This is a genomic window from Streptomyces sp. NPDC048484 (assembly GCF_040651415.1).
Lineage (GTDB): Bacteria > Actinomycetota > Actinomycetes > Streptomycetales > Streptomycetaceae > Streptomyces.
This window is the reverse complement of the sequence record NZ_JBEZJY010000018.1, coordinates 1-22,755: the sequence shown is the minus strand read 5'-3', so window position 1 is coordinate 22,755 and position 22,755 is coordinate 1. Positions and strand designations below refer to the sequence as shown.

General features: G+C 70.3%; 20 protein-coding genes and 2 pseudogenes. 17 read left to right on the top strand and 5 right to left on the bottom strand.

What is annotated here, in order from left to right:
• Window positions 1–126: 126 nt before the first annotated feature.
• Window positions 127–402 (bottom strand): hypothetical protein, encoded by a 276-nt coding sequence (locus tag AB0D14_RS19410; protein WP_362780493.1) that lies wholly within the window; start codon window positions 400–402, stop codon window positions 127–129.
• A 2-nt stretch (window positions 403–404) separates the two neighbouring features.
• Here AB0D14_RS19410 and AB0D14_RS19405 point away from each other — a divergent pair, with 2 nt between their 5' ends.
• Together AB0D14_RS19405 and AB0D14_RS19400 are read left to right on the top strand one after the other, a co-directional pair.
• The gene (locus AB0D14_RS19405) at window positions 405–602 is read left to right on the top strand and encodes a DUF4236 domain-containing protein (protein WP_362780490.1); all 198 of its coding nucleotides are present in this window, start codon (window positions 405–407) and stop codon (window positions 600–602) included.
• A gap of 74 nt (window positions 603–676) precedes the next feature.
• The gene (locus AB0D14_RS19400) at window positions 677–2,206 is read left to right on the top strand and encodes a UDP-N-acetylglucosamine 1-carboxyvinyltransferase (protein WP_362780489.1); all 1,530 of its coding nucleotides are present in this window, start codon (window positions 677–679) and stop codon (window positions 2,204–2,206) included.
• A gap of 198 nt (window positions 2,207–2,404) precedes the next feature.
• Here the strand turns inward: AB0D14_RS19400 and AB0D14_RS19395 are convergent, their stop codons facing one another.
• Together AB0D14_RS19395 and AB0D14_RS19390 are read right to left on the bottom strand one after the other, a co-directional pair.
• Window positions 2,405–5,080: a cation-translocating P-type ATPase gene (locus AB0D14_RS19395; protein ID WP_362780488.1), complete on the bottom strand. Its 2,676-nt coding sequence runs from the start codon at window positions 5,078–5,080 to the stop codon at window positions 2,405–2,407.
• The gene (locus tag AB0D14_RS19390) at window positions 5,077–5,355 is read right to left on the bottom strand and encodes a hypothetical protein (RefSeq protein WP_362780486.1); all 279 of its coding nucleotides are present in this window, start codon (window positions 5,353–5,355) and stop codon (window positions 5,077–5,079) included. Before AB0D14_RS19390 ends, AB0D14_RS19395 begins: the two co-directional genes overlap by 4 nt.
• 445 nt (window positions 5,356–5,800) lie before the next feature.
• On the opposite strand from AB0D14_RS19390, the gene AB0D14_RS19385 reads away from it, so the two are divergent.
• The 7 genes from AB0D14_RS19385 (at window position 5,801) to AB0D14_RS19355 (ending at window position 14,907) form a co-directional block, all read left to right on the top strand.
• Window positions 5,801–7,006: an MFS transporter gene (locus tag AB0D14_RS19385; protein WP_362780740.1), complete on the top strand. Its 1,206-nt coding sequence runs from the start codon at window positions 5,801–5,803 to the stop codon at window positions 7,004–7,006.
• Window positions 6,999–7,562 (top strand): hemerythrin domain-containing protein, encoded by a 564-nt coding sequence (locus AB0D14_RS19380; protein WP_362780484.1) that lies wholly within the window; start codon window positions 6,999–7,001, stop codon window positions 7,560–7,562. Before AB0D14_RS19385 ends, AB0D14_RS19380 begins: the two co-directional genes overlap by 8 nt.
• A 119-nt stretch (window positions 7,563–7,681) precedes the next feature.
• Window positions 7,682–11,350 carry a nitrate reductase subunit alpha gene (locus tag AB0D14_RS19375; protein WP_362780482.1) on the top strand — a complete coding sequence of 1,223 codons (3,669 nt, stop codon included), beginning with the start codon at window positions 7,682–7,684 and terminating at the stop codon, window positions 11,348–11,350.
• Complete coding sequence (narH, locus tag AB0D14_RS19370) at window positions 11,350–13,104, top strand: nitrate reductase subunit beta (RefSeq protein WP_362780481.1); 1,755 nt, start codon at window positions 11,350–11,352, stop codon at window positions 13,102–13,104. The genes AB0D14_RS19375 and narH overlap by 1 nt, the downstream gene beginning before the upstream one ends.
• Window positions 13,101–13,787: a nitrate reductase molybdenum cofactor assembly chaperone gene (gene narJ / locus AB0D14_RS19365; protein WP_362780479.1), complete on the top strand. Its 687-nt coding sequence runs from the start codon at window positions 13,101–13,103 to the stop codon at window positions 13,785–13,787. Before narH ends, narJ begins: the two co-directional genes overlap by 4 nt.
• On the top strand, window positions 13,784–14,521 hold the full coding sequence (gene narI / locus AB0D14_RS19360; protein ID WP_362780478.1) for a respiratory nitrate reductase subunit gamma: 738 nt from the start codon (window positions 13,784–13,786) through the stop codon (window positions 14,519–14,521). Before narJ ends, narI begins: the two co-directional genes overlap by 4 nt.
• Window positions 14,521–14,907: a cupin domain-containing protein gene (locus AB0D14_RS19355; protein WP_362780476.1), complete on the top strand. Its 387-nt coding sequence runs from the start codon at window positions 14,521–14,523 to the stop codon at window positions 14,905–14,907. Before narI ends, AB0D14_RS19355 begins: the two co-directional genes overlap by 1 nt.
• 75 nt (window positions 14,908–14,982) lie before the next feature.
• On the opposite strand, the gene AB0D14_RS19350 is transcribed toward AB0D14_RS19355, so the two are convergent.
• Both AB0D14_RS19350 and AB0D14_RS19345 read right to left on the bottom strand, forming a co-directional pair.
• Window positions 14,983–16,464, bottom strand: coding sequence for an alpha/beta fold hydrolase (locus AB0D14_RS19350; protein ID WP_362780474.1), 1,482 nt, complete (start codon window positions 16,462–16,464; stop codon window positions 14,983–14,985).
• Window positions 16,465–16,731: 267 nt separating this feature from the next.
• Window positions 16,732–17,172: a DUF6299 family protein gene (locus tag AB0D14_RS19345; protein WP_362780471.1), complete on the bottom strand. Its 441-nt coding sequence runs from the start codon at window positions 17,170–17,172 to the stop codon at window positions 16,732–16,734.
• Between the two features lie 245 nt (window positions 17,173–17,417).
• On the opposite strand from AB0D14_RS19345, the gene AB0D14_RS19340 reads away from it, so the two are divergent.
• From AB0D14_RS19340 to AB0D14_RS19305, 8 genes and pseudogenes are all read left to right on the top strand, one after another.
• The gene (locus AB0D14_RS19340) at window positions 17,418–17,621 is read left to right on the top strand and encodes a DUF5999 family protein (protein ID WP_362780469.1); all 204 of its coding nucleotides are present in this window, start codon (window positions 17,418–17,420) and stop codon (window positions 17,619–17,621) included.
• Between the two features lie 343 nt (window positions 17,622–17,964).
• On the top strand, window positions 17,965–18,795 hold the full coding sequence (locus tag AB0D14_RS19335) for a PaaX family transcriptional regulator C-terminal domain-containing protein (RefSeq protein WP_362780467.1): 831 nt from the start codon (window positions 17,965–17,967) through the stop codon (window positions 18,793–18,795).
• 93 nt (window positions 18,796–18,888) lie between these two features.
• Complete coding sequence (locus AB0D14_RS19330) at window positions 18,889–19,782, top strand: sulfotransferase (RefSeq protein WP_362780465.1); 894 nt, start codon at window positions 18,889–18,891, stop codon at window positions 19,780–19,782.
• Entirely contained in the window at window positions 19,779–20,219 is a 441-nt protein-coding gene (locus AB0D14_RS19325; RefSeq protein ID WP_362780463.1) for a hypothetical protein, read from the top strand. Before AB0D14_RS19330 ends, AB0D14_RS19325 begins: the two co-directional genes overlap by 4 nt.
• On the top strand, window positions 20,216–21,565 hold the full coding sequence (locus tag AB0D14_RS19320; protein WP_362780461.1) for a glycosyltransferase family 4 protein: 1,350 nt from the start codon (window positions 20,216–20,218) through the stop codon (window positions 21,563–21,565). Before AB0D14_RS19325 ends, AB0D14_RS19320 begins: the two co-directional genes overlap by 4 nt.
• Entirely contained in the window at window positions 21,562–22,134 is a 573-nt protein-coding gene (gene cysC, locus AB0D14_RS19315; protein ID WP_362780460.1) for an adenylyl-sulfate kinase, read from the top strand. The genes AB0D14_RS19320 and cysC overlap by 4 nt, the downstream gene beginning before the upstream one ends.
• Window positions 22,135–22,178: 44 nt before the next feature.
• Window positions 22,179–22,490 (top strand): annotated as a pseudogene (locus AB0D14_RS19310) (phosphoadenosine phosphosulfate reductase family protein); the annotation flags it as partial.
• Window positions 22,491–22,552: 62 nt separating this feature from the next.
• Window positions 22,553–22,755: pseudogene (locus AB0D14_RS19305) on the top strand (hypothetical protein); the annotation flags it as partial.

Below are 22,755 nucleotides of genomic sequence, written 5' to 3'. Positions count from 1 at the left end.
GGCCGCCTTCACCACCTGACTCGATCCGGTGCGCGCCGCGACCGCTGTGACCTCGGGCATCTCGCCCTCCGCCGTACAGCGCGAGGCGCAGTCGACGTCGACGCCGAGGGCGAGGGCTAGGGCGAGCTACGCTCCGGTGCCCTGGACCACGGGGTCGCGCAGCAGGTGGGGCAGGGCGGCTTCGAGCACGGACCAGATGGTGGCGTACGAGCCGGTCCCGGCCGCCGTACACAGGGAGGCGGTCACCCCCTGTTCGCCTGGATCCGCCTGGATCCGCCTGTCACCCAACAGGTCAGCCAACTGCCGTCCGAGCAGGTCGATGCCGAACCAGGCCCGGGCGAACGGCTGTTCGGCGTACCGGTCGACATCGGGGGTACCCGGCAGCGGACGACAAGGAGGCACCCATGGCCCTCACATTCCGCAAGAGCTTCCGGATCCTGCCCGGGGTACGACTGAACATCAACCGGAAATCGTGGTCCATCACCACGGGCGGCCGGAACGGGCCCAAGCGCACGCACAGCAGCACGGGACGGCGGACCACCTCGATGGACCTCCCCGGGCCCTTCGGCTGGCGCCGCACCACGCGTGCCAAGCGCCACTGAGGTCACCCGCGCCAAGCGTCACCCCTTCGGCCCCTCCAGGATGCCCCATCTCATATCTGAGATAGCCTTCCGTCATGGCAGACGACTACCTCGTACGTATCGGCAAGCTCATCCGTGACGCCCGTCAGCATCGGGGCTGGACACAGACGCAGCTGGCCGAGGCGCTCGGCACCAGCCAGAGCGCGGTGAACCGTATCGAGCGCGGCAACCAAAACATCAGCCTTGAGATGATCGCTCGAATCGGTGAAGCCCTGGACAGTGAGATCGTCTCGCTCGGCTACGCGGGCCCGATGCATCTCCGCGTGGTCGGCGGCCGTCGCCTCTCCGGCTCGATCGACGTGAAGACCAGCAAGAACGCGTGCGTGGCGCTGCTCTGTGCGACGCTCCTGAACAGGGGCCGCACGGTGCTGCGCCGCGTCGCGCGCATCGAGGAGGTCTACCGCCTTCTGGAGGTTCTGGGCTCCATCGGCGTACGCACCCGGTGGATCAACGGTGGCGTCGACCTGGAGATCGTGCCGCCCGCCGAGCTGGAGATGTCGTCCATCGACGAGGCGGCGGCCCGCCGCACCCGCTCGATCATCATGTTCCTCGGCCCGCTGCTGCACCGCATGGACAGCTTCAAGCTGCCGTACGCGGGCGGCTGCGACCTGGGGACGCGGACCATCGAGCCGCACATGATCGCGCTGCGGCGGTTCGGTCTGGACATCGCGGCCACCGAGGGCATGTACCACGCGCGCGTGGACCGCAAGGTGACCCCGGGGCGCCCCATCGTGCTGACCGAGCGCGGCGACACGGTGACGGAGAACGCGCTGCTGGCCGCCGCCCGCCACAACAGCACGACCGTCATCCGTAACGCCTCCTCCAACTACATGGTCCAGGACCTGTGCTTCTTCCTGGAGGCGCTGGGGGTGCGGGTGGAGGGCATCGGCACCACGACGCTCACCGTGCACGGCGTGCCGAACATCGACGTCGACGTCGACTACTCGCCGTCCGAGGACCCGGTCGAGGCGATGAGCCTGCTGACCGCCGCGGTCGTCACCGAGTCCGAGCTGACCGTGCGCCGGGTGCCGATCGAGTTCCTGGAGATCGAGCTGGCGGTCCTGGAGGAGATGGGCCTCGACCACGACCGCACACCGGAGTACTTCGCCGACAACGGCCGTACGCGCCTGGTGGACCTCACCGTCCGGCCCTCCAAGCTGGAAGCGCCGATCGACAAGATCCACCCGATGCCGTTCCCGGGCCTGAACATCGACAACGTCCCGTTCTTCGCGGCCATCGCGGCCTCCGCGCAGGGCCAGACACTGATTCACGACTGGGTCTACGACAACCGCGCGATCTACCTCACGGACCTGAACCGCCTCGGCGGACGCCTCCAGCTCCTCGACCCCCACCGTGTACTGGTGGAGGGCCCGACCCGCTGGCGCGCCGCCGAGATGATGTGCCCGCCCGCACTGCGCCCCGCGGTCGTCGTCCTGCTGGCGATGATGGCGGCCGAGGGCACGTCCGTACTGCGGAACGTGTACGTCATCAACCGCGGCTACGAGGACCTGGCCGAGCGGCTCAACTCGGTGGGGGCGCAGATCGAGATCTTCCGGGACATCTGAGGGCTCTTCGAAAGAGCGCCGCTGCACCTCGCCTGACCTGTACGAATGCGAGTCCGAACGGGCTGTGGCGGCATCTCTGGGACTTCCCTGGGACTTTGTGCGTGTGCCGGACTTGCGACGGCCGTCTGCCAGGGGACTTCTGATGTCTCCTGCGTTCCTCGTCCGATCCGGCACGGCCGATCGCTTCCCTTCACCCTGTCACTCGTCAGGCCTGGGGTGGGGGCCGTTCACGGGCCGGGCCCCTTCCTGGCGCCCGACGGCCCGTGTGGACCGGCTCTCCGCGCGGGCGGTCCCGAATCCGGTCAGCCCTGCGGCGAAAGCTGCCACAAGACCGGGCCAGGACGGCGGCGAGGTCTCCAGGACAGATCGCAGGAACGGCACGTACAGCGCGGCGGCTCCCAGCCCCACCGCGGCCAGCACCGCCCAGGGCAGGAAGGGGTTCTCACGGGTGAACAGCCGCTCCCGCAGCCCGAGTACGACGCCCAGCTGGGCGGCCAGCAACGCGAGGAACAGCGTGGTCTGCCAGGGCTGCCCGGTGTGCCGGACCCACAGCCCCGCAGCGAGGCTCGTACCGGTGACCACCGTGCCGAGGCGCAGTATCCGCTGCCACAGCCCACCGCCGAGCACATGCTGCCCGGGCGGGCGCGGCGGGCGGCGCATGGCGTGCCGGGAGACCGGCTCGGCGCCCATGGCGACGCCTGTCAGACCGTGGGTGAGGAGGTTGATCCACAGGATCTGGCCGGCCCGCAGGGGCAGGGCCAGGCCGAACAGCGGGCCGAGCAGCATGACGAGGATCTCCGCGACGCCGCCGGCCAGGGCGTAGAGCAAGAAACGGCGGATGTTGTCGTAGACCCTTCGGCCCTCCTCCACCGCCGTGACCACGGTGGACAGTTCGTCGTCGGCGAGCACCAGGTCGGCGGCCTGCCGGGCGACTTCGGTCCCCCGCCGGCCCATGGCCACGCCGATGTCGGCCTGCCGCAACGCCGGGCCGTCGTTGACGCCGTCGCCGGTCATGGCGGTGACGGCACCGCCGGCGCGCCATGCCTGGACGATGTCCAGCTTCTGCTGAGGAGTGGTGCGGGCGAACACCCGGACCCGGGTGAGGTCCGGAACCTCCCCCGCAGCCAGCTTCCGGCCGGTGACCACCTCGTCGAAGACGGTGTCGCCGGAAACGCGGTCGCCGGGGCCCAGGATGCCGACCCTGGTCGCGATGGCGCGGGCGGTGGCCGGATGATCGCCGGTGATCAGCACCGGGGTGATGCCGGCCAGCCGGCAGGCCGTGATGGTCGCCGCGGCCTCCTCCTTGGGCGGGTCGCTGATGGCCACCAGGCCCAGCAGCCGCAGCCCGCTCTCGGCGTCCTCGTACCGGGCCGGGAGGTCCGCGCGCAGGGCCGATGCCACCGCCAGGACACGGAAGCCCTCGGTGGCGAGGGCGGCGGCCTCCTTGCGAGCGCGCTCCAGCAGGTCGGGGCTCTCGTCCAGGGTCACACCGTCGAGCACCGCCTCCGGCGCACCCTTGAGACAGACTTCCACCTGGCCGGAGGGGGCGCGGTGCAGCGTGGTCATACGTTTGCGGAGACTGTCGAACGGCACCTCGCCGATACGCGGATGCTCGGGCAGCAGTCCGTCACGGTCGCGGCCTGCCTTGGCCGCGGCGGCGAGCAACGCGGCCTCGGTGGGATCCCCGAGCGCGGTCCACCCGTCGGTGCCGTCAGCGCCCTTCGTACTGTTCCCGGGTGGCCGCAGCGAAGCATCGTTGCACAGCGCCGCCGCCGTGAACAGGTCCTGTACGGCACGCAGCCCGGCGGGGTCCGGGGACCTGCCCGCGACCAGGACCTCACCTGCGGGCACGTAGCCCGAACCGGTGAGCTCGGCCGTGCCCCGGGTGGTCCAGACCCGTTCCACGACCATCCGGCCCTCGGTGAGGGTGCCGGTCTTGTCGGTGGCCAGCATGGTGACCGAGCCGAGGGTCTCCACCGCGGACAGCCGCCGTACCAGCGCATGGCGGGCCGCCATCCGCCGGGCACCGAGCGCCAGACCGAGGGTGACCACAGCGGGCAGCGACTCCGGTACGGCGGCCACGGCGAGGCTGATCGCGATGACCGCCATGGCCTGCGGCGACTGGCCGCGGGCCAGGCCGAGAACGAAGACGATCAGGCACAGGCCCACCGCCACCAGGGCCAGCACCCGGCCGAGGCCGGCCAGCCGGCGTTGCAGCGGGGTGGGTTCTGGGTGGGGGTGCAGCAGAGCGGCGATGCGGCCGAGAGCGCTGCGCGGCCCGGTCTCGGTGACGGTGGCGACGGCCCGGCCCCGCACCACTACGGTGCCCGCCTGGAGCCGAGCGGCATCCGGGTCCTCGCTCCGCGCGTCCTTGTCCACCGGCACCGACTCCCCGGTCAGCGCCGACTCGTCGACCAACAGCGCGGACGACTCGGCCAGCGCCACGTCGGCAGGGACGATGTCACCTTCGCCGAGCACCAGCGCGTCGCCCGGTACGACGTCGGCGGACGCCACCTCTCGCTCGGCGCCGCCGCGCAACACCCGGGCTGTCGGAGCGGTCATGGCGGACAGCGCCGCGACGGCGTTGTCCGCGCGTACCTCCTGGACCACCCCTACAGCGGTGTTCGCCACGATCACCAGGGCGATGACCACAGCGTCCGCATGGTCCCCGGTCGCCACGGTGAGCACCACCGCCGCCAGCAGGATCAGGATCATCGGATCGCGCAGTTGCGCGCCGATCCGCGACCGCAACGGTATCCGGCGCTGCGCGCCCAGCTCGTTGGGACCGCATTCCGCCAGCCGCCGGGCGGCCTGGTCCTCGGTGAGACCCGCGGGGTGCGCGATGCCGGGGGCAGGCGCTGGCTGAGCAGTCATGGGTTCTCTCCGGGTTTGATGCGGTGGCCGCCGGTGGTGCGCGGTCTCGGGCGTGCGCCCGGCCGGTCCAGCCCCATCCGTACAGCCCGGCGACCGGCAAGCAGCAACAGGACGACACCACTCGCGGCCGGCAGTTTGGCGATGGCGGACAGCGCGACGGCCTGCCCAGGGGTGAGCGGCGCGCTGTCGAGCCGGCCCTGCACGTCCGTCCGTCCGTCCGTCCAGATCACGGTCCCGGCGCCCGCCCTGCTGCCCGCAGCGACGGTCGCACACACACGGCACATCGGAGCAGGGCCCATCGGCCCGTACAAGAGGTCGATCGGCCCTGTCCGGGCCAACGCGCTGCGGCGGACCCGAACACCGCCCGCCACATGTACCCCGACCGGCTCGGAGTGGGGACCAACGGCCCCTGACGTGGGAGCCGGCCCCCTGCCGATCCTTGTGGGAACGGCGGGGTCGGGCCGCCACGGCCAAGAGACACGGAACGCGACCGTCCGACGGCACTTTTGAGGAGCCGAGAAGACCATGTCTACGATGCCCCGCCCTGCAAAGCCGGAGCCCCCGACAGGCAAGTCGTCAACAGACAAGTCGTCAACAGGCAGGTCGCCGGCGGGCAACCGGGCGGACAACCCGCAGGAAGCCATCGGCTCGCCCCGGTCCCCCGGCCCCGCCACGAACGCGCAGGCGCAGGCGCCACCGTCAGCCGGCCGGCGGTGGCTGATGCTGGCGCTGGCCACGGCCGGGTTCGCGGTGAACTTCTGGGCCTGGGCGCTGCTGAGCCCGCTCGGCCCGCGGTTCAAGGACAGCCTGCAACTGAGCGCGTTCCAGCAGGCGTTGCTGGTAGCCGTGCCGGTGGTCGTGGGCTCGTTGGGCCGCATACCGGTGGGTGCGCTGACGGACCGGTTCGGCGGCCGGGTGATGTTCCCGCTGGTCTCCGCGGCCACCATCGTCCCCGTCCTGTACCTGGGGCTGGCCGGACACTCCTCCCTGAACCAGCTGCTGGTGGGCGGGTTCTTTCTCGGTATCGGCGGCACCGCGTTCGCGGTGGGGGTGCCGTTCGTCAGCGCCTGGTTTCCGCCCGAGCGCCGGGGGCTCGCAATCGGTGTCTTCGGCGCCGGGATGGGCGGCACCGCCATCAGTGCACTGACCACGGTGAACCTCGTCAAGTCGCATGGTCTGGCCACCCCGTTCGTGGTGACCGCGATCGTGCTGGCCGGCTACGCGGTGCTGGCCGCGTTCCTGCTGCGCGACGCTCCGGGCAGGGCCGTGCCGGCCGGGACCATGACGGGGCGGCTCGCCGCCACCGTCAGGCTCGGTGTCACCTGGCAGGCATCGGCGCTGTACGCGGTCGCGTTCGGCGGTTACGTCGCCTTCTCCGTCTATCTGCCCACCTACCTCAAGTCCGGGTACGGGCTGGCGCAGACCGACGCGGCCAACCGGATGGCCGGGTTCGTGCTGCTGGCGGTGGTGATGCGGCCGGTCGGCGGCTGGTTGTCCGACCGGCTGGGCCCCACCCGCGTTCTGGCCGTGGCGCTCGCCGTGGTCACGGTGAGCGCGGCCGTGCAGGCCTTCGCCCCGCCGCTGGCCCCGCTGGGCACCATCACCTTCCTGGCGATCGCCGCCGCGCTCGGCGCGGGCAGCGGTGCCACCTTCGCGCTCGTCGCCCTGCTCGCCCCGGCCGGCAAGGTCGGCGCTGTCACCGGCGTCGTCGGCGCGGCCGGCGGGCTGGGCGGCTTCGTCCCACCTCTGCTGATGGGTTCCCTGTACGGCGCTTACGGCGACTACGCACTCGGGCTGGCCCTGCTCGCTCTGATCGCCGCCACCGCCCTGGTGTTCACCGCGACCACCGTCCGCAAGGCCGTCAGCAGCGGCACCCACCGCACGCCCACGGCAGTCGACCTGCCCGAGACGAGTCACCGTGTGTGAGTACTGCGGTTGCCAGTCACTGCCCCAGATCGCCGAACTGACCCGCGAACACGACCTGGTCGTCAATCTCATCGGGGACATCCGCACCGCGCACCGCAACGCGGACGTACCCCGGATGGCGCGGATCGCGCGCCATGTCTCCGCCGTTCTCGTGCCGCACACGGCGGTGGAGGAGCAGGGTCTCTTCCCACCGCTGGCGGAGGAGTTTCCCGACAACATCGCGGCGCTTCGGGGCGAACACCGGCACGTCGAGGCCGTCCTCGGCGAGGCTGCCGCGGGCGTCCCGGCCGACCCCGCCTGGCCCCGGCGGCTCCTGGACGCCCTGGATCTGCTGCGCAACCACATTCTCAAGGAACAGGACGGCGTGTTCCCCGCCGCCCTGGCCGGGCTGAGCACCGAGGACTGGGAGGCCATGGACGCGGTCCGCTCCCGCGTTGGAACGATGAGCGCGGAGTTCGCCACAACGGAGTTCGTCACCGAAGCCGGTATCGATATCGATCAGCGCGCCGGATCACAGCAGGACGGGCCGCTGACGCCCGGGAAGGCGGCATCGTGAGCCCAAGAACCCCCCGAACCCCCCGAACCCCCCGAACCCCCGGAACCCCCGGAATTCCAGGAACCGACCCGCAGGCACGCCGACCAGCCGGCCTGGACGGGGAGTTGGCGGATGCGCTGGTGAGCACGCGCCGGTTCTTCACCCGAGCCGAGGTCTCCGCCGACCATCGCACCCTGTACAAGATCGGTGGCCGCAAGGCCGACGACTTCTACCGGGACCGCTGGAGCCACGACAAGGTGGTGCGCTCCACCCACGGGGTGAACTGCACCGGCTCGTGTTCGTGGAAGGTGTACGTCAAGGACGGGATCATCACCTGGGAGTCCCAGCAGACCGACTACCCCACGGTCGGCCCGGACAGCCCCGAGTACGAGCCGCGCGGCTGCCCGCGCGGGGCCGCGTTCTCCTGGTACACCTACTCGCCCACCCGCGTCCGCTACCCCTATGTGCGCGGAGTGCTCCTGGAGATGTACCGGGAGGCCAGGGCCCGGCTCGGTGACCCGGTGCTGGCATGGGCGGACGTCGTCTCCGACCCGGAGCGGTCCCGGCGCTACAAGTCGGCGCGCGGCAAGGGCGGCCTGGTGCGGGCGAGTTGGGACGAGGCGAGCGAGATGATCGCCGCCGCCCATGTGCACACGATCAAGGAGTACGGGCCCGACCGGCTGGCCGGGTTCTCGCCGATACCGGCGATGTCGATGGTCTCCCATGCCGCCGGTGCCCGCTTCTACTCGCTGCTCGGCGGGGTGATGTTGTCGTTCTACGACTGGTACGCCGATCTGCCGGTCGCCTCCCCGCAGGTCTTCGGGGACCAGACGGACGTACCGGAGTCCGGGGACTGGTGGGACGCCGGCTATCTGATCATGTGGGGCTCGAACCTGCCGGTGACCCGCACCCCGGACGCGCACTGGATGGCGGAGGCCCGCTACCGGGGGCAGAAGGTGATCGCGGTCGCCCCGGACTACGCCGACAACGTGAAGTTCGCCGACGAGTGGCTGCCCGCCGCGCCCGGCACCGACGGGGCACTGGCCATGTCGATGGGGCATGTGATCCTCAAGGAGTTCTTCGTCGACCGCCAGGTCGACTACTTCACCGACTACGTCAAGCGCTACACCGACCTGCCCTTCCTCGTCACGCTCGAACAACGCGGCACCGGTGACGACGTGACGTACGCGCCGGGGAAGTTCCTGACCGCCGCCGACCTGGGCGGTACGGCGGCCGAGGCGGAGAACGCGGAGTTCAGGACCGTCCTCCTCGACGCCGCCACCGGCGAGCCCGTCGTCCCGAACGGTTCGCTCGGCCACCGCTACGGCGAGTCCGGCGCCGGAAAGTGGAACCTGGATCTCGGTGACACCGACCCACTGCTGACGGCGGCGACGGCGGATGCTGAGAACGAGGCCGCCGTGACGGTGGAGCTGACCCGGTTCGACACCCCGGACGGGACCGCCGGACAGCTGCGGCGCGGCGTCCCCGTACGCCGGGTCGCCGGGCAGTTGGTGACCACGGTGTTCGACCTGCTCCTCGCCCAGTACGGCGTCGTCCGCGACGGGCTGCCGGGCATCTGGCCCACCGGATACGACGACCCCGACCAGCCCTACACCCCGGCCTGGCAGGCGGCCATCACCGGGGTGGCCGGTGAGACGGCGGCCCGCATCGCGCGCGAGTTCGCCACCAACGCCGAGGAGTCCAAGGGCCGCTCCATGATCATCATGGGGGCGGGGACCAACCACTGGTTCCACTCCGACACCATCTACCGCTCCTTCCTCACCCTGACGACGCTGACCGGCTGCCAGGGCGTGAACGGCGGCGGCTGGGCCCACTATGTGGGGCAGGAGAAGGTCCGCCCGATCACCGGCTACTCGGCGATCGCGACGGCCGCCGACTGGCACCGGCCCGCCCGGCAGATGATCCAGACCGCGTACTGGTACCTGCACACCGACCAGTTCCGCTACGACCCCTTCAGCGCCGACACCCTCGCCGCCGCGGGCGCCGGCGGCACGTTCGCCGGGAAGAGCACCGCGGACGTCATCGCGGCCTCGGCCCGGATGGGCTGGATGCCGTCCTACCCGACGTTCGACCGCAACCCGCTCACCCTCGCGACGGACGCGGAAGCCGCCGGGCAGGAGGTTTCGGAGTACGTCGTGGACGAACTGAAGGCAGACAGGCTGCGGTTCGCGGGCGAGGACCCGGACGCACCGGAGAACTTCCCCCGGGTGCTGACGATCTGGCGGGCCAACCTGCTCGGATCGTCCGCCAAGGGCAACGAGTACTTCCTCAAGCACCTGCTCGGTACCGACTCCGCCGTACGCGCCACCGAGGCGCCGCCCGACGCCCGCCCGCGCGACGTGGTGTGGCGGGAGGAGGCACCGGTGGGCAAGCTCGACCTGCTGCTCACCCTGGACTTCCGGATGACCAGTACCACCGTCTACTCCGACATCGTGCTGCCGGCGGCTACCTGGTATGAGAAGCACGACCTGAACACCACGGACATGCACCCGTTCGTGAACTCCTTCAACCCGGCCATCCCACCGCCGTGGCAGACCCGCACCGACTGGGACGCCTTCAACACGATCGCGGCGGCGTTCAGCCGTCTCGCCGAGGGGCGGCTGGGCACCGTGAAGGACGTGGTCGCCGCGCCGCTGCTGCACGACACTCCCGACGCGATGGCCACCCCGCACGGCCGTGTCCGGGACTGGAAGGCCGGCGAGTGCGAACCGGTCCCCGGCCGGACCATGCCCAGGCTCGTGACGGTCGAGCGCGACTACCCGGCCGTCGCCGACCGGATGACCGCTCTCGGCCCGCTCCTGGACACCCTGGGCGCCACCACCAAGGGCGTCACCTTCGACGTACGACAGGAGCTGGAGTACCTGCGGCACAAGAACGGCACCGTGCGCGGGGGTCCCGCGGACGGCCGTCCCTCGATCGCCCGGGACGTGCAGGTCTGCGAGGCGATTCTGACCCTGTCGGGAACCACCAACGGACACCTGGCCACCCAGGGCTTCCGCACCCTGGAGGCCCGTACCGGCGTCAAGTTGGCCGACCTGGCCGCCGAGGCCGAGGGCAAGCGGGTCACCTTCGCCGACACCCAGGCGGGCCCTGTCCCGGTCATCACGTCGCCGGAGTGGTCGGGGACGGAGTCCGGCGGGCGCCGCTACTCGCCGTTCACCATCAATGTCGAACGGCTCAAGCCCTGGCATACCTTGACGGGCCGTCAGCATTTTTTCATCGACCACGACTGGATGGCCGAACTCGGCGAGTGGATGCCCGTCTACCGGCCGCCGCTCAACATGCACGCCCTCTTCGACGAGCCCGAAGTCGGCGATCAGGGCGAACTCGGCATCACCGTGCGCTACTTGACCCCGCACAACAAGTGGTCCATCCACTCCGAGTACCAGGACAACCTGTTCATGCTCTCGCTCTCCCGGGGCGGCCCGACCATCTGGATGAGCAAGGAGGACGCGGCGAAGATCGGCGTGCACGACAACGACTGGATCGAGGCGGTCAACCGCAACGGCGTCGTCGCCGCCCGCGCGGTCGTCTCCCACCGCATGCCGGAAGGCACCGTCTACATGCACCACGCGCAGGACCGGCTCATCGACGTCCCCCGCACCGAGACCAACGGGCGGCGCGGCGGCGTCCACAACTCGCTGACCCGACTGCTGGTCAAGCCCAGCCATCTCATCGGCGGATACGCCCAGTTGACGTACGCCTTCAACTACCTCGGTCCAACCGGCAACCAGCGCGACGAGGTCACGGTCATCCGCCGCCGCACCGACCAGGAGGTGACGTACTGATGGCCCCGAAGCCCGCGAAGCCCCCGAACGCGGCGCCCGGCCGCCGGGTCATGGCCCAGATGGCGATGGTGATGAACCTCGACAAGTGCATCGGCTGCCACACCTGCTCGGTCACCTGCAAACAGGCGTGGACCAACCGGCCCGGCGTGGAGTATGTGTGGTTCAACAACGTCGAGACCCGCCCCGGCCAGGGCTACCCGCGCCGCTACGAGGACCAGGAGAAGTGGCGCGGCGGCTGGGACCTCAACAGGCGCGGCAATCTGAAGCTGAAGGGCGGCGGCCGGTTCAACAAGCTCATCAACATCTTCTCCAACCCCACGCTGCCGTCGCTCGACGACTACTACCAGCCCTGGACGTACGACTACGAGACGCTGACCAACGCGCCGCTCCAGGAACACACCCCGGTCGCCCGCCCCAAGTCCCTGATCACCGGCAAGGACATGAAGATCACCTGGTCGGCCAACTGGGACGACAACCTCGGCGGCTCCGCCGACCACGGTGACAAGGACGTACTGCTCGCCGGGATCGCAGAGAAGGTCAAGTTCGAGTTCGAGCAGACCTTCATGTTCTACCTGCCGCGGATCTGCGAGCACTGCCTCAACCCGTCGTGCGTCGCCTCCTGCCCCTCCGGCGCGATCTACAAGCGCTCCGAGGACGGCATCGTGCTGGTCGACCAGGACCGCTGCCGGGGCTGGCGGATGTGCGTGTCCGGCTGCCCGTACAAGAAGATCTACTTCAACCACCGCACCGGCAAGGCCGAGAAGTGCACCTTCTGCTTCCCGCGCATCGAGGTCGGCCAGCCCACCGTCTGCGCCGAGACCTGCGTCGGCCGGCTCCGCTACATCGGCCTGGTCCTCTACGACCCCGACCAGGTCCTCGAAGCCGCCTCCACTCCCGACGACACCGACCTGTACGAGGCGCAGCGGAAGGTCTTCCTCGACCCCGACGACCCGCAGGTGGCCGCCGACGCGGAGCGGTCGGGCATCCCCCGGGACTGGATCGAGGCCGCCCGGCGTTCCCCGGTCCACGCCCTGATCAACACGTACAAGGTCGCCCTGCCGCTGCACCCGGAATACCGGACGCTGCCCATGGTCTGGTACATCCCGCCGCTGTCCCCGGTCGTGGACGTGGTCCGCGACACCGGCTACGACGCCGAGGACCGCGGCAACCTGTTCGCCGCGATCGACGCCCTGCGCATTCCCGTGGACTACCTCGCCCAGCTGTTCACCGCCGGCGACCCGGCCCCCGTCGACGCCGTGCTGCGGCGGCTGGCCGCCATGCGCAGCTATATGCGCGACATCAACCTCGGCCGCGAACCCGACGCGACCATCCCCGCCGCGGTGGGGATGACCGAGGAGCAGATGTACGACATGTTCCGGCTCCTGGCGCTGGCCAAGTACGAGGACAGGTACGTCATCCCGCCCGCGCACGCCGAACAGGCGCACAGCCTGGAGGAGTTGGCCACCGAGTGCAGCCTCGACTTCGAGGACGGCCCCGGCATGGGAGGCTCCGGTCCCTTCGGCGAGGCGTCCGGGGCTCCGGCCCCGATCGCCGTGGAGAACTTCAACCTGCAACGCGACCGCCAGACCGCCGACGCCGTGGACACCCCCGCGGCCCCCGGCGACAAGTCCACTCGGCTCAACCTCCTCAACTGGGACGGCAACGGCCGCCCCCAGGGCCTGTTCCCCCGCCCCTCCGGGGACGGGGACCGCGGCGCACCGCATACGAACACCGAGAGCGAGCCGCGTCCATGAGCCCCACGAACAAACGCAGAGCCGCTGCCCGCGAAAGCACTGCCCGGCACGCCGCCGCCTGGCAGGTCCAGTCGCTGCTCCTCGGCTATCCCGACGAGCGGCTGCTCGAACAGGCACGGCTCGTACGGGCAGTCACCGGCACACTGCCCGACCGGGTCGCCGAACCCCTGCGCCGATTCCTCGGGCACCTCCACCGGACGCCCGCCACGGAACTGGCGGCGGACTACGTCACCACCTTCGACCACCGCAAACGCAACTGCCTCTTCCTGACGTACTACGCCCACGGCGACACCCGCAATCGCGGCGCCGCGCTGCTGCGCCTCAAGCAGACCTACGCCGCGGCCGGGCTGCGCCTGACCGACGACGAACTGCCCGACCACCTCTGCGTCGTCCTGGAATTCGCCGCCACCGGCGACCCCGAAGCAGGACAGCGCCTCCTCACCGAGCACCGGGCCGGACTGGAACTGCTGCGCCTGGCGCTGCGCGACGCGCGCTCCGCCTGGGCCGACGTCCTGGACTCCGTGTCGGCGACCCTGCCCCCACTGGCCGGCGACGAGCGCGAAGCCGTCGCCAAGCTCGCCGCCCAGGGACCGCCCGAGGAACAGGTAGGTCTCGCGCCGTTCGCGCCCTCGCCCCATGGTGATGGCGGGGCCATGCCGGCCCCGACGGGAGGCAGGTCATGACCCGGGACGTGGACGCGCTCGACGTCGTGCTGTGGGTCGTCCTGCCGTACGTCGCGCTGACCCTGTTCATCGTCGGCCATGTCTGGCGCTACCGCTACGACAAGTTCGGCTGGACCACCCGGTCCAGCCAGCTGTACGAGAGCAAGCTGTTGCGTATCGGCAGCCCGCTGTTCCACTTCGGGGTCCTGGCGGTGGTGGTCGGCCACATCGGCGGACTGGTGATCCCGGAGAGCTGGACCCGAGCCATCGGCGTCAGCGAGCACAGCTACCACGTCATGGCCACGCTGCTGGGGACCGTAGCCGGGGTCAGCACCCTGGCCGGGCTCGCGATCCTCGTCTACCGGCGACGTACGGTCGGATCGGTGTTCGGCGCCACCACCCGCAACGACAAGCTCATGTACGTGATGCTCACCCTGACCCTGGCGCTGGGTCTTTCCGCCACCGTGGTCAGCAACATCATCGGCGGAGGCTACGACTACCGGACCACCATCTCGCCCTGGTTCCGGTCGGTCTTCTACCTGCACCCGGACCCCGCGCTGATGGCCGGTGCGCCACTGCTGTTCCGCCTGCACGCGCTCAGCGCCCTGCTGCTGTTCGGCGTCTGGCCGTTCACCCGGCTGGTGCACATGCTCACCGCACCGCTCGGCTACCTCACCCGCCCCTACATCGTCTATCGCAGCCGGGATGCGCAGCTGGGCTCCCGCACGCCCCGGCGCGGATGGGAACGCACCTGATGAACACCCACCACAACGGTCCTGCCCGGGCTCACGAGACACACCTGTCCGCCGGTGAGGTCACCAGCCTTCCGGCCATGGGGGAGGAGTTGCTCGCCGATGCCAGGTCCGCGAACTCCGGAAGCTCCGGGCGAACGGCACGAACCGTCGTCGCGCTTCCGGGACTCCGCGTCACCCTGATCGCGCTCACAGCGGGTTCCGAACTCGCCGAACACGAGGCCCCGGACGCCGCCACCCTCACCTGTCTGACCGGCCAGGTGACCCTCGGCACCACCGACCGCACATGGCCCCTCGGCCAGGGCGACATCGTCGCGATTCCCGGCCGACGGCACAGCCTGACCGCCGAGACAGACGCGGCGGTACTCCTCACCGTGCGGCTGGCATGAACACCGGCGGAGAAGACCGGTCCAGAGGCAATGCCCAGGACGCTGTTGGTGATGTCGACGCCGGATGAGCCTGCCTCACCCGGTCGGCTCGACGGCAGGGCAACTGGCGCCGCGGGGCGGGACCTTCAGCGATATGAGATAGGCGTCGATTGTCTCCTGTGCGCAGGGGCTGCTGCTGTAGGTGCCGTGGCCCCAGCCCTCGTACGTGTGCAGGACCGCGTTGCTGCCGAGCTGTTCGGCTACATGGGTGGCCCAGTTGTAGCCGGACGCCGGGTCGTGCAGCGAGTTGGTGAGCAGGATGGGCCTGCTGTTCCTCACCTTCAGCCGGTGCTGCGGGTTGTTGGGCTCGGGTGCGCCGAGACAGGCCGAGACGGCCATCAGGGCGCGGGGGTACTTCATGTCCGGGGCGATCCCGCCGACGCGGCGCAACTCCCGTGCGTACCCTTGGTAACCGCGGACGGGCAGGCTCCAGTCCTGACAGAAGACCTCGAACGGATTCGCTCCGAGCGCGGGTTCGGGCCTGTCCTCTGTCGTTCCGGCCGCCGGTATCGCCTCCGGCTTGCTTTCCATCAGCCCGCGCAGGTACTCGCCCAGCCTCGTCCACTCGGGGCCGTACAGCCGCTTCATCACCATGACGTTGAGGTCGAACGGGGTCAGCGCCGTGCCGTTGTCCGACAGTTCCCCGCGCTCGGCGCGGTCCAGCAGATCCGCCCAGCGTGCCCGCACATCCGAGCCGTGCAGGGCACAGCTCTTGGTCCGTTCGCACCACGCCACGAACTCGTCGAAGGAGTCCTGGAGTGTGGCGGCCCCTGTGGAGAGGAACTCCCTCGTGTCCAGGCTGTGGTCCACCACGGACTCCAGGACGAGGGCACGGACCCGCTTCGGATACTGCTCCGCGTACTGCTCGCCGAGCAGCGTGCCGTACGAACTGCCGTGAAAGGTGAGGGACTTCTCGCCGAGAGCGGCCCGGACGGCGTCGAGGTCCTTCACCATGCTGAGGGTGTCGACGTGGTCGAAGAGTCCGTTCTCGGTGTTCCTCCTGCAGTCCTCTCGCAGGTCACTGTTGAATTTCGCCGTGGCGTCGAACTCGGCGCGGCTCTTCATGAGCGGTGACGGACGCCTGTCCAGGAGTTCTTGCGAGCAACGGATCGGGTTGCTGAGCCCCACACCGCGCGGATCGAAACTGACGATGTCGAACCGGCTGCGGAGGTTGTCGCTGAAGCGGCCCATATTGCCCTTGCCCACGATCCGGTCCACGCCCGAATCTCCGGGCCCGCCGGGGCCGAACACCATGGAACCGACCCGAGCGCCGGGGCCCGTGGCCTTGCGCCGGGCGAGCTGGAGATCGAACCGCTCCCCGTCCGGCTCGGCCCAGTCCACCGGCAGCGAAAGTGCGCCGCACTCCGCCGAGGCATCCTCCTTGCACGGCCTCCACCCGATGTGCGAACCCGCCCCGACGGGCCCCTGCCCCCGCCCCTCACCCGCCGCCCCCGCTCCGTCCTCCGCTCGACCTGGCGCCCCGCTCGCGATCTCCACGCCCGCCAAACTGACCGTCACGGCCAACACCGCACCCCAGGCGAGCTGCGACCGCCTTCTCCAGCGGCGGCCGCGCCGTTCACCCCGTGCATGACTGTCCACCACAGCAACTGCCCCTCACCTCGTCCGAGGTCTTGAGCATCGTCCGTGGGCGCTCCGCCCGGTATCCGGCAAGACCCTGGCCTGCCCCCTAGGGGGCTTCTGACGGATCTCCAATGACAAGGTCCGCACGGAAGCCGGTACGGAGGCCAGGGGCGGCTGCGCGGTCGTGGTGTGTGTTCGACGACGTCAGCCGACGAGTGTGACGTCCTGCTCCCGGGCCGCGTGGAAGAGCGGCAGCGGAAGGACGACCGCGCGCAGTTCCGTCAGCGTCGCCCCGACCTTCGCCGCGCCGGGCCTGAACCAGCCCGGTTTCGTACGCTCGGTGTTCGTCCAGCGGTGCCAGGCGCCGTCGCAGACCGCGGCGGTGCCGCCGACGCTCCCCCGCCGGCTGAACCCGCCCTGCCGCAGGGAGGAGCTGACGAAGACCGGGCCGGTGGCACCCGTGCACCGGTAGGTACCGGACAGTGTGACGGTGCCGTCCGCGGCGAGAGGGACCGTCGGATCGACGGTCACTGTCTCCACCAGCTCGGCGGATCCGGTCTGTTGGGGCAGGGCGCCTGCGGACGGGGCGGCGAGCAGTAGCAGTGCCGCACCGGCGGCTGTGCCCATGACCTGGTGCAATCGCATCGGAGTACCTCCTGGGGTGGGGGGCCTCCACAGGTACCGGACCGGCGCCTCCGCGAGCGTGATCCTCACCCCTTTGGTGGCGAGTCCGCACCGTCCGTCCTGGGCTCGTCCGAGTGTTGTCCGCGTGTTGTCCGCGTGTTGTCACGCTTCCCGTCCGGCTGTTCCGATGAGTTCGCGGCAGGCGCATGGTCTATCCATACGGGCGACGAAAACGCCGCTCAACTCCCCGCACGTGGAGGCCCATCATGTGTTCTTACCAGCCTTCGTGCCCGTCCGACGGCCGCTCCGACCGCAGCGACGCGCATATCGTCTCCGCGCACCCCGAGCAGGGCTGGTACCTGCTGTGCGACGGTGCGATCGTCTTCGACGACACCGGTGCGCTGCTGCCCGACGGGCAGGTCGTCGGTCCGCACCGGGTGCCGGTCGAGCAGCTGGCCATCGCCGCCTGACCATCGCCGCCCGCCCGCGACAGCCGACAGTCACCGGCATCCGTCGACAGTCGTCGGCATCCGTTGACAGCCGCTGGACACAGGCTGGCTATCGCGGACCGTTGACTGCCGTCATGAAATCGATACGCTACATCGATACGCTCCTGGTGCTCGCCACCGAAGACCGCGACCGAAGACCGCGACCGACGCAGAACCTCGCGCGAACGAGGGGACCCGAGCCCGCGTGACCACCGACACCGTGACCGAGGGCGTCAACCCGGGGCGTACGGACGGGCGTTCCGTACGAACGGAATGTGACCCCCTGCTCCCGGATGGCGATCTCGCGTGACGGTGACGATCTAGAGTGATCAACGTGTCCGAGCAGCACGCCCCCCGGTCCCTCATCGTCACGTTCTACGGCGCGTACGGCCGCTTCGCCCCTGGTCCCGTACCCGTGGCCGAACTGATTCGGCTCCTCGCCGCGGCCGGCGTGGACGCACCCTCCGTACGGTCGTCGGTGTCCCGGCTCAAACGCCGCGGACTGCTCCTGCCCGCCCGTACGGCGGCGGGCTCTGCCGGGTACGTCCTGTCGCCGGACGCGCGGCAGCTCCTCGACGATGGCGACCGCCGCGTCTACGCGGCCACGCCACCCGAGGACGACACCTGGGTGCTCGCCGTGTTCTCCGTACCGGAGTCCGAGCGGCAGAAACGTCACGTGCTGCGCTCACGGCTGGCCGGCCTCGGCTTCGGAACCGCCGCCCCCGGAGTATGGCTCGCCCCGGCCCGCCTCTACGAAGAGACCCGTCACACGCTGGAACGGCTGCGCCTCGACGCGTACGTGGAGTTGTTCCGCGCCGAGCACCTGGGTTACGCGGCGACGGCGGAGGCGGTCGCACGCTGGTGGGACCTGGCCACGATCGCCAAGCAGCACGAGGCGTTCCTCGACCAGCACGCGCGCGTGCTGCACGACTGGGAGGCACGGGCCGACACCCCCGATGAGGAGGCGTACCGCGACTATCTGCTCGCCCTGGACTCCTGGCGCCATCTCCCGTACGCCGATCCGGGGCTGCCCCCCGCGCTGCTGCCCGAGGACTGGCCGGGCGCTCGCTCGGCGGCGGTCTTCCGAGCCCTGCACGAGCGACTGCGGGACGCCGGGGCGGCCTTCGCGGGCGTACCTGTGGGCCCCGAAACCTGAATCCATGTGAGCTGAGGCACATTCCAGGTCGCTAAGGGAACGCTCAGGCCGCTCAGTCCCCCTTCTCATAATCCTTACCTAGCGTCGGGCCGCATGAGTCTGATGGGCAATCTGAACCGGGCGCTCTCCGCCACCACCGGTCTTCAGGTACGCCGGGCCGCCCCCGCCGCACCGCAACAGCCGAGGAGGGCCGGGCCGAAACCCGGGAAGCGGCCCACGCCGGTGTACCGATGTCCGGCGCCCGGGGACCTCGCCACGGACCGGCTGCTGCGGCAGCCGGTCTTCATCATGTCGCCCGTACGCTCCGGCTCGACACTGCTGCGGATGCTCCTGAACGCGCACTCGCGACTGCACTCCCCGCACGAGCTGCACATCCGCCGACTTGAGGTCGACTTCGGCAGCAGACTGTCGCAGCGCGCCATGAGCGCCCTCGACCTGGAGCGCGGTGACCTGGAGCATCTGCTCTGGGACCGGGTCATGCACCGGGAACTGGTCAGGTCCGGCAAGGACGTCATCGTCGAGAAGACGCCGAGCAACGCGTTCGTCCACCGGCGTATCAGCGACTGCTGGCCCGACGCCCGTTTCGTCTTCCTGCTCCGCCATCCGGCGTCCATCGCCCGGTCCTGGCACGAGAGCGACCCCGGCAAGCGGTCCTTCGACGAGGCCGCGGCCGACGCGCTGCGCTACATGAAGGCCGTCGACAACGCCCGGAAGGCGACCACCGGCGGCCACACCGTGCGCTACGAGGACCTCACCGCCGACGCCGAGAAGGAGTTGCGCAGGCTCTGCGCCTTCCTCGGCGTCGGCTTCGAACCGTCGATGCTCGACTACGGCAGGAAGGACGACACCCAGATGGTGAAGGGCCTCGGCGACTGGCGGGACAAGATCCGCTCCGGTCAGGTGCAGAGCGGGCGCGCGCTGCCCGCCGAGGACGAGATCCCGGAGCTCCTGCGACCCATGTGCACGGCGTGGGGATACAGCTCGTGAAGCCGCACGCCGAGATAGCGGAGGTATGGCCGCGCGACGGACACCTCCGGCTCGTCGGACGCATTCACGGACGCCCCGCCGAGGGCGACTGGCGCCTGCTGCTCACCCGCCGCGGCCGTGCGGACCGGCATCTCGACTACCCCGCGCAGGTGACGGGCGACCGCTTCGAGGGCGAGCTGCCCATCGCCGACCTGCTGGCACCGAACCCCGCCGAGACCGAAGAGGCCGAGGGGCCCGAGGAGTGGGACATCCATCTCACCGACGGCGAGGCCCGGTTGAGAGCCGGGCGACAGCTCGACGACATTCACGGCAAGAAGAAGATCATGATCTTCCCGGAGCAGCGCGTACGCGGTCTGAGCGGGTGTCTGAGTGTGCGTCCGTACTACACAGTGAGGGACAACCTTTCGCTAGAGTGCCGTACGGGAGCTGACATATGACGGCCCATCAGGCACGTACGCGTCCGTCAGGCACGCACGGGCGACTGAAGGTCCGCTATCTGCTGCTGCACGCGTACGGCCGTGGCGGCACCATCCGGACAGTGATGAACCAGGCCAACTCCCTTGTACGGGCAGGCTGGGAGGTCGAGCTGGTGAGCGCGCTGCGCCGCCGGGACGACCTCCAGTTCCCGCTGGATCCGCGCGTCCACGTCACCACGGTCGTCGACCTTCGCGAGGGTGCCCGCGCTCCTGCCGAAGGCGTGGCCGAGCGCTGGCGGGACTGGCGTCGCGGCCGGCTGAGCGAGCGGTCCGCGCGGCACATCCCGCCGGGCGAGTTCGGCTACCGCTACTTCAACCGGTACGTGGAGCAGCGGCTGATCGCGTACCTCTCCTCGCTGCGCGACGGCATCCTCGTGACCACCCGGCCCGCGCTCAACTTCCTCGCCGCCGAGCACGCGGCGGGCGGCGTGGTGCGGGTGGCGCAGGAGCACATGAACCACGGTACGCACAAGCCTGACGTGCAGCGACGCATCAGGGAGACCTACGCGCGCTTCGACGCGGTCGCCGTCCTGACGGAACGGGACCGCGAGGAGTACGAGCAGTTGCTGCCCGGCACCCGGGTGGTCCGCATCCCCAACGCCGTGCACTCCCTCGACCAGGTTCCCTCGGACCAGCGGTCGAGGATCGCGGTGGCGGCCGGCCGGCTCTTCCCGCAGAAGGGCTTCGACCTGCTGATCCCCGCGTGGGCGAAGCTCGTCGGGACGTACCCCGACTGGCAGTTGAGGATCTACGGCAGCGGCGAGAAGAAGGCCGAACTGCGGTCACTCATCGAGGAGTACCACCTCTACAACCACGTGTTGCTGATGGGGCACACGGACCGGCTCGACGACGAACTCGCCAAGGCCTCCTTCTACGTGCTCAGTTCCCGCTTCGAGGGGTTGCCGATGGTGATGATCGAGGCGATGAGCCACGCACTGCCGGTGGTGTCCTTCGACTGCCCGACCGGACCGTCGGACGTGCTCACCCACGGCGTCGACGGCCTGCTGGTTCCGCCCGAGGACCCCGACGCGCTCGCCGATTCCATGGCCAGGCTGATGGGTGACCGGGCGCTGCGCGCGGACATGGGCGTCGCCGCCGTACTGACGGCCGCCTCGTACGGCCCGGACGCGGTGCACCCGCGCTGGGAGGCCCTCTTCAACGAACTCGGCGAACTCGGCAAACCCGGCGGAGCCGAAGGACCTGGCGGGTCCGGCGGGTCCGCCGGGCCCGGGTCCCACGACCCCGTCCTCGACCTCCCCGAACAACGTCACCGCACCCCGGACGCCGCGAAAGGACACCACGCATGACCATCACGGCAAGGGGCCGTCAGAAGCCTCCCACCGCTCAGGGGGCCACGATCTGGCTCACCGGGCTGCCGAGCGCGGGCAAGACGACGATCGGCCGCTTCCTCGCCGGCCGGCTGCGCGCCGAGGGCCACCGTGTGGAGGTGCTCGACGGCGACGAGATCCGCCGCTTCCTCTCCGCGGGCCTCGGTTTCTCCCGCGAGGACCGCAACACCAACGTGCAGCGCATCGGGCTGGTCGCCGAGGTACTGGCCCGCAACGGCGTCCTCGCCGTCGTCCCCGTCATCGCTCCGTACGCCGACAGCCGCGAGGCGGTCCGCAAGCGGCACGAGGCGAGCGGGACGCCCTACATCGAGGTGCATGTCGCCACGCCGGTCGAGGTGTGCATCGAGCGGGACGTGAAGGGCCTGTACGCACGGCAGGCGGCCGGACGGCTGACCGGACTCACGGGGGTCGACGACCCGTACGAGCCTCCACTCGACCCGGCTCTCGCGCTGGACACGCGGTCGCAGACGCCCGAGGAATCGGCGGACTCGGTGCACGCGGTGCTGGCGGCCAGGGGGCTGGCGTGAGCACCGCGACGACCCTGCCGGCGGCCCTCGCATCCGTCGAGCGCCACGGCCGCCACGCAGCCGGCGAACACGTCCGCGTCTTCCCCCTGTCCAACTGGACCGAGCTGGACGTGTGGCAGTACATCGCCCGCGAGGGCATCGAACTGCCCCAGATCTACTTCGCACACCGACGCGACGTCTTCCAGCGCGCCGGCATGTGGCTCACCGCCGGCGAATGGGGCGGCCCCAGGAACGGCGAGAGCGTCGAGAGGCGCCTGGCCCGCTACCGCACCGTCGGCGACATGTCCTGCACCGGCGCCGACGACAAAATGTCCGAGGCCGCGATGGAAGACCGCAAGCGCGAGGGGTACTTCTAACCATGACCAGCACCCCCACCACGGCGACGGTCGACTCCACCACCGACACGTCCACCATCGACATGCCCACCGTCGACACCCGGGCCGCCGACACCTTGCGGTTCGCGACCGCCGGGTCCGTCGACGACGGCAAGTCCACCCTCGTCGGCCGACTGCTGCACGACTCCAAATCGGTCCTCACCGACCAGCTCGAAGCCGTCGAACACGCCTCACGCAACCGCGGCCAGGACACCCCCGACCTCGCCCTGCTCACCGACGGCCTGCG

Bases quoted from the DNA above. Each gene is read 5' to 3' on its own strand.
- narH (WP_362780481.1), top strand. From the start codon at position 11,350: ATGGCCCCGAAGCCCGCGAAGCCCCCGAACGCGGCGCCCGGCCGCCGG.
- narJ (WP_362780479.1), top strand. From the start codon at position 13,101: ATGAGCCCCACGAACAAACGCAGAGCCGCTGCCCGCGAAAGCACTGCC.
- AB0D14_RS19405 (WP_362780490.1), top strand. From the start codon at position 405: ATGGCCCTCACATTCCGCAAGAGCTTCCGGATCCTGCCCGGGGTACGA.
- cysC (WP_362780460.1), top strand. From the start codon at position 21,562: ATGACCATCACGGCAAGGGGCCGTCAGAAGCCTCCCACCGCTCAGGGG.
- AB0D14_RS19340 (WP_362780469.1), top strand. From the start codon at position 17,418: ATGTGTTCTTACCAGCCTTCGTGCCCGTCCGACGGCCGCTCCGACCGC.
- AB0D14_RS19330 (WP_362780465.1), top strand. From the start codon at position 18,889: ATGAGTCTGATGGGCAATCTGAACCGGGCGCTCTCCGCCACCACCGGT.
- AB0D14_RS19320 (WP_362780461.1), top strand. From the start codon at position 20,216: ATGACGGCCCATCAGGCACGTACGCGTCCGTCAGGCACGCACGGGCGA.
- AB0D14_RS19395 (WP_362780488.1), bottom strand. From the start codon at position 5,080: ATGACTGCTCAGCCAGCGCCTGCCCCCGGCATCGCGCACCCCGCGGGT.
- AB0D14_RS19345 (WP_362780471.1), bottom strand. From the start codon at position 17,172: ATGCGATTGCACCAGGTCATGGGCACAGCCGCCGGTGCGGCACTGCTA.
- AB0D14_RS19355 (WP_362780476.1), top strand. From the start codon at position 14,521: ATGAACACCCACCACAACGGTCCTGCCCGGGCTCACGAGACACACCTG.
- AB0D14_RS19385 (WP_362780740.1), top strand. From the start codon at position 5,801: ATGCTGGCGCTGGCCACGGCCGGGTTCGCGGTGAACTTCTGGGCCTGG.
- AB0D14_RS19400 (WP_362780489.1), top strand. From the start codon at position 677: ATGGCAGACGACTACCTCGTACGTATCGGCAAGCTCATCCGTGACGCC.
- narI (WP_362780478.1), top strand. From the start codon at position 13,784: ATGACCCGGGACGTGGACGCGCTCGACGTCGTGCTGTGGGTCGTCCTG.